18 protein-coding genes are annotated in these 17,473 nt (G+C 63.2%); 10 read left to right on the plus strand and 8 right to left on the minus strand.

All coding sequences use genetic code 11. The features are described from left to right. Positions 1 to 69: 69 nt before the first annotated feature. On the plus strand, positions 70 to 1,143 hold the full coding sequence (locus V8J82_RS00445; RefSeq protein WP_339970972.1) for a 2'-deoxycytidine 5'-triphosphate deaminase: 1,074 nt from the start codon (positions 70 to 72) through the stop codon (positions 1,141 to 1,143). 103 nt (positions 1,144 to 1,246) lie between these two features. Here the strand turns inward: V8J82_RS00445 and V8J82_RS00450 are convergent, their stop codons facing one another. Both V8J82_RS00450 and V8J82_RS00455 read right to left on the minus strand, forming a co-directional pair. Continuing rightward, positions 1,247 to 2,035 carry a heme-dependent oxidative N-demethylase family protein gene (locus tag V8J82_RS00450; protein ID WP_339970973.1) on the minus strand — a complete coding sequence of 263 codons (789 nt, stop codon included), beginning with the start codon at positions 2,033 to 2,035 and terminating at the stop codon, positions 1,247 to 1,249. Positions 2,036 to 2,101: 66 nt separating this feature from the next. Further along, positions 2,102 to 2,944: an endonuclease/exonuclease/phosphatase family protein gene (locus V8J82_RS00455; RefSeq protein WP_339970974.1), complete on the minus strand. Its 843-nt coding sequence runs from the start codon at positions 2,942 to 2,944 to the stop codon at positions 2,102 to 2,104. A 178-nt stretch (positions 2,945 to 3,122) separates the two neighbouring features. On the opposite strand from V8J82_RS00455, the gene V8J82_RS00460 reads away from it, so the two are divergent. Continuing rightward, complete coding sequence (locus tag V8J82_RS00460; protein ID WP_339970975.1) at positions 3,123 to 4,355, plus strand: bifunctional alpha/beta hydrolase/OsmC family protein; 1,233 nt, start codon at positions 3,123 to 3,125, stop codon at positions 4,353 to 4,355. A gap of 18 nt (positions 4,356 to 4,373) precedes the next feature. Here the strand turns inward: V8J82_RS00460 and V8J82_RS00465 are convergent, their stop codons facing one another. After that, positions 4,374 to 4,847, minus strand: coding sequence for an Lrp/AsnC family transcriptional regulator (locus V8J82_RS00465; RefSeq protein WP_339970976.1), 474 nt, complete (start codon positions 4,845 to 4,847; stop codon positions 4,374 to 4,376). 142 nt (positions 4,848 to 4,989) lie between these two features. Between V8J82_RS00465 and cysG the strand changes: the two genes are divergently transcribed. The 6 genes from cysG to V8J82_RS00495 all read left to right on the plus strand — a co-directional run bounded on the left by cysG (position 4,990) and on the right by V8J82_RS00495 (position 10,611). Next, positions 4,990 to 6,411, plus strand: coding sequence for a siroheme synthase CysG (gene cysG, locus V8J82_RS00470; RefSeq protein ID WP_339970978.1), 1,422 nt, complete (start codon positions 4,990 to 4,992; stop codon positions 6,409 to 6,411). Then, positions 6,411 to 6,719: a DUF2849 domain-containing protein gene (locus V8J82_RS00475; RefSeq protein ID WP_339970980.1), complete on the plus strand. Its 309-nt coding sequence runs from the start codon at positions 6,411 to 6,413 to the stop codon at positions 6,717 to 6,719. Before cysG ends, V8J82_RS00475 begins: the two co-directional genes overlap by 1 nt. 86 nt (positions 6,720 to 6,805) lie before the next feature. Continuing rightward, positions 6,806 to 8,467, plus strand: coding sequence for a nitrite/sulfite reductase (locus V8J82_RS00480; protein WP_339970981.1), 1,662 nt, complete (start codon positions 6,806 to 6,808; stop codon positions 8,465 to 8,467). Beyond that, positions 8,457 to 9,182, plus strand: a complete 726-nt coding sequence (locus tag V8J82_RS00485) for a phosphoadenylyl-sulfate reductase (protein WP_339970982.1) — start codon at positions 8,457 to 8,459, stop codon at positions 9,180 to 9,182. The genes V8J82_RS00480 and V8J82_RS00485 overlap by 11 nt, the downstream gene beginning before the upstream one ends. Positions 9,183 to 9,194: 12 nt before the next feature. After that, positions 9,195 to 9,611, plus strand: a complete 417-nt coding sequence (locus V8J82_RS00490; RefSeq protein WP_339970984.1) for a DUF934 domain-containing protein — start codon at positions 9,195 to 9,197, stop codon at positions 9,609 to 9,611. A gap of 142 nt (positions 9,612 to 9,753) precedes the next feature. Next, entirely contained in the window at positions 9,754 to 10,611 is an 858-nt protein-coding gene (locus tag V8J82_RS00495) for a ferredoxin--NADP reductase (protein WP_339970986.1), read from the plus strand. 126 nt (positions 10,612 to 10,737) lie between these two features. Here the strand turns inward: V8J82_RS00495 and V8J82_RS00500 are convergent, their stop codons facing one another. Then, the gene (locus V8J82_RS00500; protein ID WP_339970988.1) at positions 10,738 to 11,634 is read right to left on the minus strand and encodes a translation initiation factor 3; all 897 of its coding nucleotides are present in this window, start codon (positions 11,632 to 11,634) and stop codon (positions 10,738 to 10,740) included. A 165-nt stretch (positions 11,635 to 11,799) separates the two neighbouring features. Here V8J82_RS00500 and infC point away from each other — a divergent pair, with 165 nt between their 5' ends. Beyond that, complete coding sequence (gene infC, locus V8J82_RS00505) at positions 11,800 to 12,342, plus strand: translation initiation factor IF-3 (protein WP_439650040.1); 543 nt, start codon at positions 11,800 to 11,802, stop codon at positions 12,340 to 12,342. A gap of 375 nt (positions 12,343 to 12,717) precedes the next feature. After that, positions 12,718 to 12,984: a hypothetical protein gene (locus V8J82_RS00510; RefSeq protein ID WP_339970989.1), complete on the plus strand. Its 267-nt coding sequence runs from the start codon at positions 12,718 to 12,720 to the stop codon at positions 12,982 to 12,984. Here V8J82_RS00510 and V8J82_RS00515 read toward each other — a convergent pair. From V8J82_RS00515 to V8J82_RS00530, 4 genes are all read right to left on the minus strand, one after another. Beyond that, positions 12,981 to 13,529, minus strand: a complete 549-nt coding sequence (locus V8J82_RS00515) for a sugar O-acetyltransferase (protein ID WP_339970991.1) — start codon at positions 13,527 to 13,529, stop codon at positions 12,981 to 12,983. The two genes, V8J82_RS00510 and V8J82_RS00515, sit on opposite strands and share 4 nt — an antisense overlap. Positions 13,530 to 13,594: 65 nt before the next feature. Beyond that, the gene (locus V8J82_RS00520) at positions 13,595 to 14,386 is read right to left on the minus strand and encodes an FAD binding domain-containing protein (protein WP_339970993.1); all 792 of its coding nucleotides are present in this window, start codon (positions 14,384 to 14,386) and stop codon (positions 13,595 to 13,597) included. A gap of 93 nt (positions 14,387 to 14,479) precedes the next feature. Next, positions 14,480 to 16,846 carry a xanthine dehydrogenase family protein molybdopterin-binding subunit gene (locus tag V8J82_RS00525; protein WP_339970995.1) on the minus strand — a complete coding sequence of 789 codons (2,367 nt, stop codon included), beginning with the start codon at positions 16,844 to 16,846 and terminating at the stop codon, positions 14,480 to 14,482. 135 nt (positions 16,847 to 16,981) lie between these two features. Continuing rightward, a complete protein-coding gene (locus tag V8J82_RS00530) occupies positions 16,982 to 17,467 on the minus strand; it encodes a (2Fe-2S)-binding protein (protein WP_339970997.1) in 486 nt (161 codons plus the stop codon). Positions 17,468 to 17,473 lie beyond the last annotated feature (6 nt).

The following is a 17,473-nucleotide window of genomic DNA, read 5'->3' on the forward strand; positions in this document are numbered from 1 at the left end:
TTGCCCTTGGGGCGCGAAGCGGCTTTGGTCCCAGGCCATGCCGCCCGCGTGATGCAGAGGATCCAAGACATGCCTGAGACCGCCCAAGGCGTTTTGCCCGATCACGCCATCGCCGCCATGATCGAGACCGGCGCGATTGCGGCGACGCCCCCGGTGCCCGCCGACCAAATCCAACCCGCCAGCCTGGATCTGCGCCTGGGCCACCGCGCCTACCGTGTGCGCGCGTCGTTCCTGGCCGGTGATGGGCGCAGCGTCTCCGACCGCCTGTCTGAATTCACCATGCATGAGATGGATCTGACCCAGGGCGCGGTGCTGGAAAAAGGCTGTGTCTATGTCGTTCCGCTGATGGAGGCGCTGGCCCTGCCCCATGACGTGACCGCCATCTGCAACGCCAAAAGCTCCACCGGGCGCGTCGATTGCCTGACCCGGGTCATCGCCGATGGCGGCGTCGAATTCGACCGGATCCCAGCGGGTTACACCGGCCCACTTTATGCGGAGATCTGCCCCCGCTCCTTCTCGGTCAAGGTCGCACCGGGCCTGCGCCTCAACCAGATCCGCTTTCGCCGCGGCCAGGCCACGCTCACCGACGACGAATTGCGCACCCGCCACGCGCGCACGCCCCTGGTCGATCAACCGCCTCTGATCGATGACGGCCTCGGCTTTTCCGTCGACCTCGCGCCAAGCGACGGCACCCTGGTGGGCTACCGCGCCAAACCCCATACCGGTGTGATCGACCTGACCCAGATCGGCACGCACCCGACCGGCGCGTATTGGGAACAGCTCCACAGCACCAATGGCCAGATCATCCTCGATCCCGGCGCCTTTTACATCCTTGTCAGCCGCGAGGCCGTGACGATCCCCCCCGATTGCGCCGCGGAAATGGCGCCCTACCTCGCGATGGTGGGCGAGTTTCGGGTCCATTATGCGGGCTTCTTCGATCCCGGCTTCGGCCATGGCATCCCCGCGCGCGGCGTCCTCGAAGTCCGCTGCCACGAGGCGCCCTTTGTCCTCGAACACGGCCAAACCGTCGGCCGACTGGTCTACGAATCCATGGCCGACACACCCCAGACGCTCTATGGCGCGGACATCGCGTCAAACTACCAGGGCCAGGGCCTCAAACTCTCCAAACACTTCAAACCCTGATCTTCCAATGGCCCCAAATACCCCGGGGAGTCGCGGCACGCGACGGGGCAGCGCCCCCAACGCGCCGAATGCGCCCGGCATCGCGCGCGGCGCAGCCGCACCGCTAACCAACCGACGCGATCTCAGCCAACCCGGCGCGCTGATCCGCGGTCAGATCGTGCAAAGCCACCACATAGGTGTGGATCGAAAACACCACCGCCCGGCTTTCCGGCAGGCGCCACAACACCTGCTTCTCAGACCGCAAATAGCCGCCCCCGCCCTCCGATCGTGGCGCCGCGACCCTGCGCGGCTGATACAAGGCCGGATCCGCATAGACCAATGCGTTTTGCCGCCAGAGCGGCTGTTCCACCCGTAGATTGTCAAACAACCGCTGGACGCGGTGCGCCATGCCCGCATCATAGGGCGCGACCGGGTCATGAATCTCAGACAAGGGCCGCCCGATCTTTTCGGCGAGCGTCCAACTGGCCGGAAAACACAGGGCCGCCGCCACCAACACATGCTCCTCAGCGCCGGTGGGCTTCTCCAACAGGCACAGATCCTGCTGCACCAGACGCGCCAGCGTGCCCAAAGCATCGCCCGGATCCAACTCCACACTCACCCCGTCGGGCCGCTGACACGCGCTCTCGCCCCACGCATATCCGTCGCGCCCGGACAGACAGGACAATACCACGTCATAAAGCTCCGCCACGGCCCGCTCCGATCCCGGCACAGCCGCAATCACGCCGCCGCGCCGTTCGGCCACCAGCCGGTCGCGCAGGGCCATCTGCCCGGCAAAGGCCTCATCCCGCGCCAACCACTCCCCAGCCACAAGCGGCTGTATCCCCGGCAGACGCCGCGTCGCCTCCGCCATCCAGGGCGCGCTCGGCAGATGGGTCTGCAGAATATCACTCATATCGCAAAACGGCGCCTCAGCCCTTGGAAGTCGTCGCCTCACATCAGCCCCGGCCGCGCCGATCTGTCAACGCGCCGGGGCGTCCTCCCAATGAATCCGGGCCAGCAGACCGTAATGGTCCGACCCAAATCGCGGGCGGCGGACCACTGTTCCGGTCCCATCGGTGAAGACATGATCGATGCTTAACGGCACGCCCCGCACGCTCAGCGTCTCATAAAGCGCGCCGATGCGGTCCGTCCCCGTCGCCCGCGCAATCCGGCGCACCGAATGCCCCCAGGGCACCATGTTGAAATCTCCGGCAACGACCGTGCGCCCTTCGATCTGCTCCAGAAAGGGCATCGCCTGATCCAGAACCGCCGCCTGGCCATGGGGATAGGGCCAGACCAGATGGGTCGAGACCGCCCAGAACGTCCCGCCCGGCGCTTCCACAAGGGCGGCTGCAAAGGACCGATGCGGCGAGCAATAGGGCGCGGATAGCGGCCATCGCGACAGCACGGCCATTCCCGACCAATCAGAGAACCGGCATTCGTGCTGATAGGGATGGGTGGCGCGCAACCCCGCAAGAAAGCCCCCGCGCGTCGCGCTCAATTCCTGCAACAGAACGATATCGGCGCCGCTTGCCCGGATATCGGCCAGGATCGCAGCATTGTCGCCCCGGCCCCCGAGCGTGTTCTTGGTATAGACAGCGACAGAGGGTGCTGCGGCCTGCGCCGCCTGCGGCTCGACGCCCATGGCCAGGATCGGCACCGCGGCGATAGCGGCACATAGGATCGCGCCCCAGCCGAACCGCCTCAGGCGCAGTGCAAGAAGCAGCACCCCAAGACCCAACACACCACCGGCGATCCATAATCTGAAGACCGCCAGCGAATCGCCCGCAGGGTGCAGGCCGCCCAAATAGCTGGCCAACAACACGAAAAGTCCAACGGCAGCGCATAGGCGCACCAAGGCTCTCAATACACGCACCGCCGACCCCGCAAAGTCATCACGGCATCGCACCTATGTGCACGCCCCCGTGATGACAAGGTCACAAAACTTGCGCGGCCGGGGCGTTGTCCCACATGCTGATCCCGACCAAAGGACAAAGACCATGCCCACTACACGCTTTACCTTTCCCGGCCATTCCGGGGATGCCCTCGCCGCCCGCCTCGACATGCCCGAAGGCCCCCATCTGGCCACGGCCCTGATGGCCCATTGCTTCACCTGCGGCAAAGATATCGCCGCCTCACGCCGGATCGCAGCGCGTCTGGCCGCCCAGGGGATCGCCGTTTTGCGGTTTGACTTCACGGGCTTGGGCCATTCCGGCGGCGAGTTCGAGAATACCTCGTTCACCTCCAATGTCGCCGATCTGGTCTCGGCGGCGCAGACCCTGTCTGAACGGGGGATGGCCCCCAGCCTGCTGATCGGCCATTCCCTTGGCGGCGCCGCGGTTCTGCGTGCCGCAGAGCAAATCGGCTCGGCCAAGGCGGTTGTGACGCTCGGGGCGCCGTTTGATCCCGAACATGTCATCCACAATTTCGGCAATGCGCTCGACACAATTGCCGCCGAAGGCGTGGGTGAGGTCAATCTGGGCGGACGCCCGGTGCGCATCGGCCAGGGCTTTGTCGAAGATGTGCGCGCCGAGAACCTGGCTGCGGATATCGCCAGCCTGAACAAGGCGCTTCTGGTTCTGCATGCGCCCCGCGACGCTGTGGTGGGCATTGAAAACGCGACACAAATCTTCGTCGCGGCCAAACATCCCAAAAGCTTTGTGACCCTCGACAAGGCCGACCATCTGGTCAGCCGGGCGGAAGATGCGGAATATGCCGCCGATGTCATCGCCTCCTGGGTTGCGCGTTATCTGGATCTGTCGCCCCCGGCCCCACCCATCGGCGCGCCCGAAGGTGTGACCCGTGTGTCCGAGGCTGATCCCGACGGGTTTTTGCAGGATGTCATGGCCGGGCCAAAGCACCATGTCGCCGCCGACGAACCGCTCAGCTATGGCGGCACGGATCGCGGGCTGACCCCCTATCAATTCCTGGCCGCGGGCCTGGGCGCCTGCACCTCGATGACGATCCGCATGTATGCGCGGCGCAAGAAATGGCCGCTGACCCATGTCTCGGTCGATGTCACCCATAATCGGGTGCATGCCCAGGATGCCGGGATCGATATCGGACCGTTGGATCATTTCACCCGGTCGATCACGTTGGAGGGTCCGCTGGACGCGGATCAGCGCAATCGCCTGCTGGAGATTGCCGATAAATGTCCCGTCCACCGGTCGTTGGAGGCCGGTGCGAAGATCACCACCCAACTGACCGAGGTCGCGCAGGCGGAACCCGCCTAGCGGGCGGGCGTTCGGGGTCTAGCGCACGCTGTCGAGCGGCAGAAGCGGTGTGGATTTGATCTCTTCCATGCTCAGAAGTGCGGTGACATTGTAGATCCGCACTTCTGAGATCAGGGCCTGATAGAATTCGTCATAGGCCCGCGCATTGGCGACACGCACTTTCAGGATATAATCGATATCGCCCGCAAGCCGGTGCGCCTCCATCACTTCGGGACGCTCGCGCAGGGTTTTCAGGAACGTGTTCTGCCACTCCGCCTCATGTTCCGAGGTGCGGATAAGCACAAAAAAACAAGCCTCTAGCCCCAAAGCTTCCGCATCCAGCAGAACCGTCTGCTGGCCAATAATCCCGGCCTCCCGCATCTTGCGAATCCGGCTCCAGACCGGGGTCTTGGACGAGCCCACTTCGCGCGCGATATCCTCCAGGGATCGGCTTGCATCCTGTTGCAACGCGATGAGGATTTTCCGGTCGAGCGGGTCGATTTGGACAGACATTCGGATCTCTTCAGGATTGGCGAACAGAGGTTCTTGCCTCAGCCCAATACAGAACAAGCGTCCCTTTCAGCAAGCGCGATCTGCCAATTTGCAGGAAAAAATTCTATTCTCATGGGGAGAAATGCTTCTGAGGTTCTGACCTATGCGTCATTTTCCAATCTTCCTCGATCTGCGCGGACGCCGCGTTGTGCTGGCCGGTGGTGGCGAGGCTGCGCTGGCCAAACTGCGGCTGATCCTGAAATCCGAGGCGCGCGTGACGGTCTTTGCCGAAGATGCCGCCCCTGAAATCGTGGATTGGGCCGCCGCCGGTAAGCTGCGCTTGGTCGAACGGGCCTTTGCCCCGGGCGATGCGCTCTGCGCGGCGCTGGCCTATGCGGCGACCGAAGACGACGCCGAAGATGCCCGCATCGCCACCCTCGCCCATGCCGATGGCGCGCTGGTCAATATCGTCGATAATCTCGACGGGTCTGCCTTCATCACCCCCGCCATCGTCGACCGCGATCCCGTGACCGTCGCCATCGGCACCGAAGGCGCGGCGCCGGTTCTGGCGCGCAAGATCAAGGCGGATCTCGAAGCACGATTGCCCAGCTCTCTGGGATTGCTCGCGCGGATCGGCCAAGGCTTCCGCGCCGCCGCCAACGCCCTGCCCATGGGCCGCAAACGGCGCGATTTCTGGTCGGAGTACTACTTCAACAAAGGCCCGGAAGCCCTTGCAAAAGAAGGTGAAACCGGCGCTGAACTGGCTCTTGGCGATTTGCTGATCGACCATCTGCACAGCGCGCCCACGACAGGCCGTGTCGATCTGGTCGGCGCCGGTCCTGGTGATCCAGAACTGCTGACGCTCAAGGCCCGCAATCTTTTGGACAAGGCCGATGTGGTGATCCACGACCGCCTGGTCAGCCCCGAAATTCTGGAACTGGCCCGCCGCGAAGCAACCCTGATCGATGTCGGAAAAAAAGGCTTCGGCCCCTCGACCAAGCAAGAAGATATCTGCGCGCTGATGGTCGAACACGCCCAAGCGGGCGCTCATATCGTGCGCTTGAAATCGGGCGATCCCGGCATCTATGGGCGCCTGGATGAAGAGATCGACGCTCTTGACGCCGCGGGCGTGGATTGGGCCATCGTGCCCGGCATCACCGCGGCCAGCGCGGCCAGCGCCCAGATTGGCCAAAGCTTAACCAAACGCGGCCGCAACGGCGCGATGCGGTTCCTGACCGGCCACGACGTGAAGGGCTTCGCCGAGCAGGATTGGCGCGGCCTGGCGCAACCGGGCCAAGTGGCGGCGATCTATATGGGCGCGCGCGGGGCCCGGTTCCTGCAAGGCCGCCTGATGATGCATGGCGCCGCCCCGGACACGCCTGTCACAGCGGTTGAGAACGCCTCGCGCGCCGATACGCGGGTGATCGCGGCGACATTGGCCACCCTGCCCCAGGCGCTCCAGGACGCCGCGCCGGACGGGCCTGTGATCCTGATGTTCGGCCTCGCCCCGCGCGCCGCCAGCCACGAGCTTGCGCGCCTTCGGCGCGACCCGACCCTGCCCCAATTGCAAGAGGAGCTCGCCTGATGCCGTCCCCCAAAACACGGGCGTTCACGCCGAAGGTCGTCACCGCCAACGCGCTGCTGGAAGGCGACGTGGTCTACCTGACCCATCAGGGCGATTGGACCCGCCACCACCATGAGGCCGATCTGATCGAAGATCAGGCCACCGCCGATCTGCGCCTGCTCGAGGCGCAGGCCCAAGCCCATGAGGTGGTCGGCCCCTATCTGGCAGACGCCAAACCCGGCGAGCACGGCCCCGAACCGATCCATTTCCGCGAAGCCTTCCGCACCCGCGGCCCATCCAACTACGCCCACGGCAAGCAAGAGGCCTGAGCGACGCGCCCGAATTTTTGAAGGAAAAATTCGTCCCGCTTTTCGCGCGAAAATCGATGCCGCCCAGCCCGACAGGAGCAAGCAAAATGTACGCCTATACCAGTTTTGACCGCGACTTCCTCGCCGAGCGCAACGCGCAGTTCCGCGCGCAAGTCGAACGCCGCATCGACGGGTCGTTGACCGAGGATGAGTTCAAGCCGCTGCGGCTGATGAACGGGCTCTACCTGCAGCTCCACGCCTATATGCTGCGCGTGGCGATCCCCTATGGCACGCTGAACAGTGCCCAGATGCGCCAGTTGGCCATGATCGCCGACCGCTGGGACAAGGGCTATGGCCATTTCACCACGCGCCAGAACATCCAATACAATTGGCCAAAGCTGAAAGACGTGCCCGATATGCTGGATGCGCTGGCAGAGGTTGGGATGCATGCGATCCAGACTTCGGGCAACACGATCCGTAATGTGACCGCGGACCATTTCGCGGGCGCCGCCGCCGAGGAGGTCGGCGATCCCCGCCCCGTGGCCGAACTGATCCGTCAATGGTCCACCGATCACCCGGAATTCCAGTTCCTGCCACGCAAATTCAAGGTCGCCGTGACCGGGTCCGACCAGGACCGCGCGGTCACAGCGGCCCACGATATCGGCCTTCGATTGACCGAGCGCGACGGCATCCTCGGCGCGACGGTCCTGGTCGGCGGTGGCCTCGGGCGCACGCCGATGATCGGCAAGGTGCTCGCCGAGTTCGTCGCGCTGGACGATCTGCTGCCTTATCTGGAGGCGATCGTGGCGGTCTATAACCTGTTGGGACGGCGGGACAATAAATACAAAGCGCGGATCAAGATCACCGTCCATGAGAATGGCATCGATGAAATCCGCCGCCTGGTTGACGCAGAATTCGCCCCCCGCAAAGCTGCCTTCAACGGCGCCGACATGGCCTTGTTGCAAAAGATCCAGGCCAATTTCGCGGCACCGGATTTCGCGTCCGGCCAGGGCGACTACAGCGCCCACTACGCCGATGACCCGATCTTCCGCAGCTTCGTGGACACCAACACCGCGGCCCATCGCCATGCCGATTACACGATCCTGACCGTCTCGCTGAAAGCCCACGGCAAAACCCCCGGCGATGCGTCGAGCGACCAGATGCGCGTGCTGGCCGACCTGGCCCAGACCTATGCCCATGACGAATTGCGCATCAGCCACGAGCAGAACGTGATCCTACCGCATCTGCCCAAGCGCCACCTACACGCGGTCTATGACGCACTGGCCGAGGCTGGGCTGGCCACAGCGAATATCGGTCTGATCTCGGATATCATCGCCTGCCCCGGCATGGATTACTGCGCGCTGGCCACAGCCCGCTCGATCCCCGTGGCGCAGGAAATTGCCACGCGATTTGAAGAGCTTAAGCTGGAACACGAGGTCGGCCCCCTGAAGATCAAGATCTCGGGCTGCATCAATGCCTGCGGGCACCACCATGTCGGCCATATCGGCATCCTGGGCCTCGACCGCGCGGGGGTGGAGAATTATCAGATCACCCTGGGCGGCGATGGCGGGCCATACGCCGTGGTGGGCGAACGCGCCGGGCCAGGCTTTGCCTATGATGAGGTGACCGACGCAATCGAGCGCATTGTCCGCGCCTATCTGGATGTGCGCGAAGATGCGTCTGAGACCTTCCTCGACACCTACAAACGCCTGGGCGCCGCGCCGTTTAAGGCCGCCCTCTACCCCGAGGTGAAAGCCGATGCCGCTTAAGGAACTCGCCGAACGCCGCACGCTGCTCCACCGCAAAAGCGATGCGCCAACGCTGCTGCGCCATGCCTTGGACGATCAATCGATTGGACCCGTGGCGATGGTCAGCAGCTTCGGCGCCGACAGCGTCGTGCTGTTGCATATGATCAGTCAGATCGACCGCGCGACGCCGGTCCTGTTTATCGATACCGAGATGTTGTTTGCCGCGACGCTGACCTATCAGCGTGAGGTGGCCGAACATCTGGGGCTGACCGATATTCGGATCATCAAACCGACGCGCGCGGTCCTGCTGGAGCGTGACGTTGACGGCACTTTGCACCATTTCGACCCAGATGCCTGCTGCGCCCTGCGCAAGACCGAACCGCTGGAACGTGCGCTGCACGACTTCGGCGGCTGGATCACGGGCCGCAAAAAGATCCATGGCGGCGCGCGCAAGTCCCTGCCTTTGTTTGAGAAAAACGGGCGGCATATCAAGATCAACCCATTGGCGAATTGGACCCAACCGATGGTCACCGACTATATCGCGCGGCACCAATTGCCACGGCACCCGATGGTGGCCCAAGGCTTCCCCTCCATCGGCTGCCAACCTTGCACAACGCCTGCCGGTGACGATGAAGATCCGCGCGCCGGACGCTGGCGCGGGCAGGACAAGGACGAATGCGGCATTCATTTTGTCGATGGAAAAATGGTCCGCGGCCCGTTCCGCAAGGCCTCCTAAAGGATAGCAACGATGTCTGATGTGACGATTGTGACGGATAGTGGGTTCGCGCCCGAGGATTGGAATGGCCAAGCGACGCCGCTCGCCGAAGGCGTTCCGGCAAATGCAACCGCCGTGGATGTCGCCCCAGATGACGATGTGGCCGTTTTGGCGGCGCATCTGGATCAATTGGCCTTCATCCGCGTGGCGTTCCCCAGCTTTGCCGATGGGCGTGGATTTACCCTGGGCCGACGCCTGCGGCAGATGGGATATGCCGGGCGCTTGCGCGCGGCAGGCCATGTGCTGGCCGATCAATACGCGATGGCGCGCCGCGCGGGGTTCGATGAGGTCGAGATCGACGGCGCGCTGGCCACCCGCCAGCCCGAGGAGCAATGGCTGGCGCGGGCGAATTGGCAGGCTCATGATTATCAAAGCCGTCTGCGGGCCTGAACCACTACTATCAATAAAATCGATGAAACAAATGAATCATCAGAATTTCTGATGAAAGCCCGCCCGGATCGGCGGGCCTTTCCCTGACCCAGATCAATGCGTATGTCTAAGGAGAGGGCGTAAATCGCGCCTGACAGATGAGATGACCGAGCAAACACCCGTGACCGATATTCAAGCCGCCGCCGTCAAGGCGACCCCGACGCTGCCCGACGCCCAAACCGTCACCGATGTGACCCACTACACCGACCGTCTGTTCAGCTTCCGCTGCACCCGGCCTGCGAGCCTGAGGTTTCGGTCGGGTGAATTTGTGATGATCGGGCTGCTGGGCGATCCGGACCCGAAGACGGGCAAGCAGAAACCGCTGCTGCGCGCCTATTCCATCGCCTCGCCCTCTTGGGATGAAGAGCTGGAATTCTACTCGATCAAAGTGCCCGACGGCCCGCTGACCAGCCGGTTGCAGCATATTCAACCGGGCGAGCAAATCATCCTGCGCCCCAAACCCGTCGGCACGCTGGTGCATGACGCGCTGCTGCCGGGCAAACGACTGTGGTTTTTCGCCACCGGCACCGGGTTTGCGCCCTTCGCCAGCCTACTGCGCGAACCGCAGACCTATGAGGATTACGACGAGATCATCATCACCCATACCTGCCGCGAAGTTGGCGAATTGACCTATGGCCGCGATCTGATCGAGGCGTTGCAGCATGACGAATTGCTGAATGAAGTCATCGGTGAGGGTTTTTGGAAGAAAATCAAATACTACCCCACCACGACCCGCGAAGAGAGCCCGAAGATGGGCCGGATCACCGATCTGATGCGGTCCGGCACGGCGTTTGAGGATCTGGATGTGCCGCCGCTGACCCCGGAGACCGACCGCGCGATGATCTGCGGAAACCTCGCCTTCAACCTGGAGCTGAAGGATATGCTTGAGGAATATGGGCTGGAAGAAGGTGCCAATTCCAAGCCTGCCCATTACGTGGTCGAGAAGGCATTTCTTGACTAAGAATCAATGGAGTTTGTGCGTTTAACGAGGAGTTAATCGTTTAACGTCACCCCGCAACACACTGACAAATATAAAAAAGCCCCCGATCTTGCGTCGGGGGCTTTCGCGTTAACGGATAAGGCTGGCTTATTCGAGGCCGAGCGCCGTGCGGGCCTGTTCCAGCGCGGCGTCGAGCAATTCGGGATTGTCACGCGCGCCTTCCAGGGCGGTTTGCACCGCCGTGCGCACCGGCAGCGACAGGTCGGAGGCCTCCAACGCATCGACGGCACGGTCATAGTCAAAGCCCTCAGCCGTGAACAGCTCGGACAGATCCGCATCGGTGGCCACACCACCGGCGGCGTCGGCGCCCTCGGTGACAACATCGCTTACCCCGGCGGCGCCTTCGGTTGCCGTGTCCGCAGCACTGGTCTCAGCTGCGTCGGCAGCCCCTTCGGTCACCTCGGCAGCGGCGTCGGTCGTCGCATCGGCTGCGCCTTCTGCGGCTTCGGTGGTTTCCACGGCCTCATCCGCAGCGGCGGCTGCGGCATCCGTGGCGTCATCTGCGGCATCGGCGGCAGCATCCGCGGCACCGGCGGCAGCATCCGTGGCCTCATCTGCGGCTTCGGTCGCAGCATCGGCAGCTTCACCGGCTGTCTCTGCGGCGGCATCGGCCGCCTCACCCGCGGTACCGGTCACTTCTTCCACGGCGCCCTCTACGGCTTCGGCCGCATCGTCGAGCAGTCCGCCAACCGTGTTTGTCACCTCTTCGGCAACCCCCTCGGCGGCCTCGGTCGCCTCTTCCACGGCGTCACCCGCCGCATCCACCGCATCTTCCGCGGCGGCTTCGGTTGTTTCTGCGGCGTCGCTGGCCGCCTCTTCCGCGGTCTCGGCGGCGTCCTCCGCTGCACCGGTGGCAGCCTCGGTCGTCTCTTCAACGCTTGGCGCATCGGCCTGGGTCAGGAAATAGCCCCCCACACCAAGTGCGGCGAGGATCACAATGATGATTAACGCTCGGCTCATGTTCAGAACCCCCATGATGGTCATGTGTAATATAGCGTGGCTCTACCCCGCGCCCCGCAAGCACGCAATGATGCATCCCGGCGCGCTTTCCCCGTAAGGCGCGCCTTGGGCAGATATCCGCCTTGAAGAAACGGGCCGCAAAGGATACCTTAGAGACCTTGGATTTTTGGCAATAGAAGGACAAGTGCCATAGCCCGCAGACCCCATAACGCGCCGCCGCAACGTGAGACCGGCCCGCGCGTAAACGACCGTATCCGCGCCCATGAAATCCGTCTGATCGGCGCGGAGGGCGAAAACCTTGGCGTGGTGACCCCGGAACGCGCCATGGATCTGGCCGCCGATGTCGAGCTTGATCTGGTGGAGATCTCGCCCAATGCGGATCCGCCGGTCTGCAAGATCATGGATTTCGGCAAGTTCAAATATGAACAGCAAAAGCGCGAATCCGAGGCCCGTAAAAAGCAGAAGACCATCGACATCAAAGAGGTGAAGATGCGTCCGGGCACCGACGATCACGACTTTGATCGTAAGGTGAATGACGCGCTGCGCTTCTTGGAAAAGGGCGACAAGGTCAAGGTGACGCTGCGGTTCCGCGGTCGTGAGATGGCCCACCAGAACCTGGGGCGCGAGCTGCTGGAAAAGGTTGCCGACCGGATCGAAGGGATCGGTAAGATTGAATCGATGCCCAAGATGGAAGGCCGTCAGATGGTCATGATGATCAATCCGACGAAGTAACGCCTCTGGGGCCGGCGCGGTTCAGCCGGCCTTACCCCTTTGCCACATGTTGCTGGACGCCAAGGGCGCGCGACCAGTCTTGGGATCACACGCCGTTGGGGCGCATTCAGACATGATTTGGAGTTGGTCCAAGCGCCCGTTGCAGAGCGGGTTTGGTCTGTGCGTTCGCGCCATCGACGATACCCGAGGCGATGTCCGTTTTTGGTCGCCGAAGCGCCAAAACTGGCCGCTTGCAGCGATGGAATGCAGGCGATGTCCCGCCGATGATTGGCATGGGCGAAATTTCGCCGACCAGCCCGCACAGAGCGATCTTTCATATCACGCGAGGAGTCCCTCAACCTAGGCTCAGCGCATGACATATGCGGAGATAGTCTTATGAAACTGACATTTGCGGCCGCGGCCATCACCCTTGCAACGGCCGCTATGGCCCAGGCCGATGGGCTGGATTTCAATGGCCAAGTCTCCATGGGGCTCGGCGGCACAACGCAGGCAGGTGTGACCGAAATTGTCCCCGTCACCCGCTTTGACGGCCGGGCGACAATGACCTTCGACCTCGATATCGGCGTCGAAGTGGGAATCGTGGTGCCGCTCCAATCCGACGGCGACCGCACCGGGGCCGCCATCACGATCAGCTCGAGCTAGACTGATCCGAGGGCGCGCGCCGGGTTGCCCACCACCCGTGCCCCGGCCGCGACATCGCGTGTGACAACGGCACCGGCGCCGACGATTGCGCCGTCGCCGATCTGAACCCCCGGCAGGATCAACGCGCCACCGCCGACCCAGACATCCGCGCCAATCTCGATCGGCAGCGCCCTCTCCAGACCTTCGCGGCGCAAGACGGGATCGCGATGGTGGTCGGCACAAAACATCTGAACACCCGGGCCGAGCATTGTCCCATCGCCGATCCGCACAGAGGCCGTGTCCAAGATCACGCAATTGGCGTTGAGATAGACCTGCGCCCCCAAATGGATATTCACGCCATAGGCGCAGTGAAACGGGGCCTCGATCATCACATTGGGGCCGGTCGTCGCAAACAGCATCGCCAATTCCGGCGTCAGGTCGCCGTCGGGTACACGCGTGCGATGGGCATGGCACGCGGCCCGCGCCGCATCGCGTAGACGCTCCAGTTCCGGATCGAGGCACGTATACCACTCCCCGGCCGCCATCTTTTGCCGCTCAGTCGCCATGGACCCTCTCAAACGAAAAACGCCGGAGCCTAGGCCCCGGCGCAATCACACTCTATCGAACTATATCACGCGGCGGCAGCCACGGCGCGACCGGTCATCACCTTCACCAGATGCGCGCGATATTCCGCAGTGCCGTGCAGATCGGCGATCATCGCCCCGCTCGGCACATCCAGCGCATCCACCGCCGCCTTCGAGAAGTCGGCGCCCAATGCCGCCTCGGCCTCGGACCAGCGGAACACGCCTTCCTGTGAGGCGCCCGTCACCGCGACCCGGACCCCATCGGCGAATTTGCAGACAAACACACCCACCAGCGCAAAGCGCGAGGCCGGCTGCACAAATTTCTGGTAGTTCGAGGCCTCAGGGATCGGGAATTGCACCTCGGTGATGATCTCCCCCTCCTCCAAAGCCGTCTCGAACATGCCCTGGAAAAAGTCATCCGCTGCAATCTCGCGCGTGTTGGTCTTGATCACCGCGCCCGCACCCAAAGCCGCCGCCGGATAACAGGCCGACGGATCGTTATTGGCAATCGACCCGCCGATCGTGCCGCGATTGCGCACCGCCGGATCGCCGATCCGACCCGCCAAAGCCGCCAGGCCCGGGAAAGACGACGCCGCCTCGCGCGCCACCGCCGCATGGGTCGTCGCCCCGCCGATACAGAGCGCGCCTGCATCATTCGTGCACACGCCCTGCATCTCGGAGATGCCATTCAGGCTGACCAAGGTGCTTGGCGCCGCCAGACGCTGTTTCATGGTGGGCAACAAGGTCTGCCCACCGCCCAGGGCCTGCGCCTCATCTTGCCCCAAAGCCGCAACCGCATCGGCGATCGTCGAAGGCTTGCTGAACTCGAAGTTATACATTTCTGTCTCCCCAAAAGAGGCGGGCGCCCCTTCTCTGTTTTTCAAATATCCCAGGGGGGTCTGGGGGGAGGATCCCCCCAGCCCTGCCCCCAATCAGCCTTGCATCGCGGCCCAGACGCGCGACGGCGTCAGGGGCATGTCGATATGTGTCACACCGGAATGGCCCGCGCGTTGAAGCGCATCGATCACCGCATTCACCACCGACGGCGGCGATCCAATGGCGCCCGCCTCACCGCAGCCTTTCACGCCAAGCGGGTTGTGAGTGCACGGCGTTTGGCTGGAATGATCCACTTGGAAATTCGGCACGTCATCGGCGCGTGGCATGGTGTAGTCCATGTAGCTGGCCGATAGGAGCTGCCCGTTTTCGTCGTAGCTGACGTTCTCGAGCAGCGCCTGGCCGATCCCCTGTGCCAGCCCGCCATGGACCTGGCCTTCGACGATCATCGGGTTGATGACATTACCGAAATCGTCCGCCGCGGCGAAGGACTTGATCTCGACCTTGCCGGTATCGGGATCAACCTCGACCTCGCAGGCATAGGCGCCCGAGGGATAGGTGAAATTGTTCGGATCGTAGAAGGCTGTCTCCTCAAGTCCCGGTTCGATCTCTTCCAGCGGGTAATTGTGGGGCACGTAAGCGGCGAGGGTCACATCGCCCCAGGCCACCGATTTGTCGGTCCCCGCCACGCTGAACTGACCGTCCTTGAGCTCGATATCGCCCTCGGCGGCCTCCATCAGATGGGCGGCGATCTTCTTGGCCTTGGCGATGATCTTCTCGGTCGCGCGCACCATGGCCGAGCCGCCCACCGCGATGGAGCGGGAGCCATAGGTGCCCATGCCCATCGGTGTGTTGGCGGTATCGCCATGGACCACTTCGACCATGTTTTCGTCGATGCCGATCATGTCGGCGACGACCTGGGCAAAAGACGTCTCGTGCCCCTGCCCGTGCGAATGCGAGCCGGTCATGACGACAAGACCGCCCGTGGCGTTTACCCGTACCGTGGCACTTTCATAAAGCCCCGCGCGCGCACCGAGTTGCCCCACAAGCGCCGAGGGTGCGATCCCGCAGGCCTCGATATAACAATTCACGCCCAAACCACGCAGCTTCCCGTTTTCGGCTGACTTCGCGCGGCGGGCTTCAAACCCGTCACGGTCGATCATCTCCAACAGCTTCGACATCGTGCCTTCGTAATCGCCGGTGTCATATTCCACCGCCACGGGCGTGGCATAGGGGAATTCGGTGATGAAGTTTTGACGGCGCAACTCAATCGGGTCGACGCCCAATTCCCGCGCGGCCTTATCCACCACACGCTCCAACTGGAACGTCGCCTCGGGGCGGCCTGCCCCGCGATAGGCGTCGACGGGCACCGTATTGGTGAAGACCGCCTTCACATTCACATAGATATTCGGCGTCTTGTAATTGCCCGCCATCAGCGTGCCGTGCAGCCAGGTGGGGATCGACGGCGCGAAGGTGGACAGGTAGGCGCCCATATTCGCGTAAGTCTCTGTCCGGATGCCGGTGAAGTTGTTGTCCGCATCCAGCGCCAGTTCGATCTTTGTCACGTGATCGCGGCCATGGGCGTCGGTGATAAACGCCTCCGACCGGGTGGAGGTCCATTTGACCGGGCGCTTGCAGGCTTTGGCGGCGAAGGTGCAGAACGCCTCTTCGACATAGTGGAAGATCTTCGAGCCGAACCCGCCGCCCACATCGGGCGCCACGACGCGCAGCTTGTGCTCGGGTATGCCCAGCACAAAGGCACCCATCAACAGCCGGATGACGTGCGGGTTCTGAGACGTGGTGTAAAGCGTGCTTTCATCGGTGCCTGGGTTGTAATCGCCGACGGCCACGCGCGGCTCCATCGGGTTGGGTGACAGGCGGTTGTTTACCAATTCCAGCGTTGTCACATGGGCCGCCGCCTCGAAGGCGGCATCGACGGCGGGCTTGTTTTCTTCGACAAAACCCCAATCGTAGCAAAGGTTGCTGGTCAGCTCATCATGCACCTTGGTGGCGCCGTCTTGCACGGCGGCCTTCATATCGACCACGGCGGGCAGTTCTTCGATATCCAGCTCAATCGCCTCGGCGGCATTGCGCGCCTGGGCCTGGGTTTCAGCCACCACGGCGGCAATCGCATCACCCACATAGCGCACCTTGCCTTGGGCAAGGATCGGATGCGGCGGTTCCTGCATCGGCTCGCCATGCTTGTCGGTCACCTGCCAGCCGCAGGGCACGCCGCCAATGCCTTCGAAATCGACGCCGGTGAAGATCTTCACCACGCCAGGCATATTCTCCGCGGTGCTTGTATCAACGCTGTTCAGCAACCCGTGCGCCACATCCGAGCGCAGGAAATGCACATAGGCCTGGCCATGCAGGTTCATATCGTCGGTATAGCGCCCCTGCCCGGTCAGAAACCGGACGTCTTCGCGCCGTTTTGAGCTTGCGCCAATCCCACTATCCTTGGGCATGGTCGTCCTCCCTGTTTGATCGCCCGCCGCTCACCACCATAGGGAGCGGTCTGGGCATCGGGGCCTCCCGCCCCGTCATTGTGTTTGCCGTCCAATCGCGTCGTCAGCGGCCCGCCTCCCCGCGGGCCGGGCGGATCATTCCGCCGCCATCGCCGCCACATCCTGGCCGGACGCGGCCATGATCGCCTTCACGATGTTATGGTAGCCGGTGCAACGGCAGATATTGCCTTCGAGATAATCCCGTATCTCGGTCTCGGTGGGCTTTGGATTGTCCTTCAGCAGGGCCGCCGCGCTCATCACCATGCCGGGCGTGCAGAAGCCGCATTGCAGGCCGTGATGGTCCTGGAACGCCTGTTGGATCACGCCGAGCGAGCCATCGGCATTGGCCATACCTTCGATTGTGGTGACCTCTGCGCCGTCCACATCCTGCACCAGCGTGGTGCAGGCCTTCACCGCGTCGCCATTCACATGGACCACACAGGCGCCGCATTGGCTGGTGTCGCAGCCCACATGGGTGCCGGTCATGCGCAGGTCTTCCCGCAGGAACTCACTGAGCAGCGTGCGCCCTTCGACGTCGCCGGAGACGGCTTTGCCGTTCACCGTCATCGATACCTGGGTCATTCATAC

This window comes from Gymnodinialimonas mytili, assembly GCF_037544085.1.
Lineage (GTDB): Bacteria > Pseudomonadota > Alphaproteobacteria > Rhodobacterales > Rhodobacteraceae > Gymnodinialimonas > Gymnodinialimonas mytili.

Bases quoted from the DNA above. Each gene is read 5' to 3' on its own strand.
- V8J82_RS00445 (WP_339970972.1), top strand. From the start codon at position 70: ATGCCTGAGACCGCCCAAGGCGTTTTGCCCGATCACGCCATCGCCGCC.
- V8J82_RS00450 (WP_339970973.1), bottom strand. From the start codon at position 2,035: ATGAGTGATATTCTGCAGACCCATCTGCCGAGCGCGCCCTGGATGGCG.
- V8J82_RS00460 (WP_339970975.1), top strand. From the start codon at position 3,123: ATGCCCACTACACGCTTTACCTTTCCCGGCCATTCCGGGGATGCCCTC.
- V8J82_RS00465 (WP_339970976.1), bottom strand. From the start codon at position 4,847: ATGTCTGTCCAAATCGACCCGCTCGACCGGAAAATCCTCATCGCGTTG.
- cysG (WP_339970978.1), top strand. From the start codon at position 4,990: ATGCGTCATTTTCCAATCTTCCTCGATCTGCGCGGACGCCGCGTTGTG.
- V8J82_RS00475 (WP_339970980.1), top strand. From the start codon at position 6,411: ATGCCGTCCCCCAAAACACGGGCGTTCACGCCGAAGGTCGTCACCGCC.
- V8J82_RS00480 (WP_339970981.1), top strand. From the start codon at position 6,806: ATGTACGCCTATACCAGTTTTGACCGCGACTTCCTCGCCGAGCGCAAC.
- V8J82_RS00485 (WP_339970982.1), top strand. From the start codon at position 8,457: ATGCCGCTTAAGGAACTCGCCGAACGCCGCACGCTGCTCCACCGCAAA.
- V8J82_RS00490 (WP_339970984.1), top strand. From the start codon at position 9,195: ATGTCTGATGTGACGATTGTGACGGATAGTGGGTTCGCGCCCGAGGAT.
- V8J82_RS00495 (WP_339970986.1), top strand. From the start codon at position 9,754: ATGACCGAGCAAACACCCGTGACCGATATTCAAGCCGCCGCCGTCAAG.
- V8J82_RS00500 (WP_339970988.1), bottom strand. From the start codon at position 11,634: ATGACCATCATGGGGGTTCTGAACATGAGCCGAGCGTTAATCATCATT.
- V8J82_RS00510 (WP_339970989.1), top strand. From the start codon at position 12,718: ATGAAACTGACATTTGCGGCCGCGGCCATCACCCTTGCAACGGCCGCT.
- V8J82_RS00515 (WP_339970991.1), bottom strand. From the start codon at position 13,529: ATGGCGACTGAGCGGCAAAAGATGGCGGCCGGGGAGTGGTATACGTGC.
- V8J82_RS00520 (WP_339970993.1), bottom strand. From the start codon at position 14,386: ATGTATAACTTCGAGTTCAGCAAGCCTTCGACGATCGCCGATGCGGTT.
- V8J82_RS00525 (WP_339970995.1), bottom strand. From the start codon at position 16,846: ATGCCCAAGGATAGTGGGATTGGCGCAAGCTCAAAACGGCGCGAAGAC.
- V8J82_RS00530 (WP_339970997.1), bottom strand. From the start codon at position 17,467: ATGACCCAGGTATCGATGACGGTGAACGGCAAAGCCGTCTCCGGCGAC.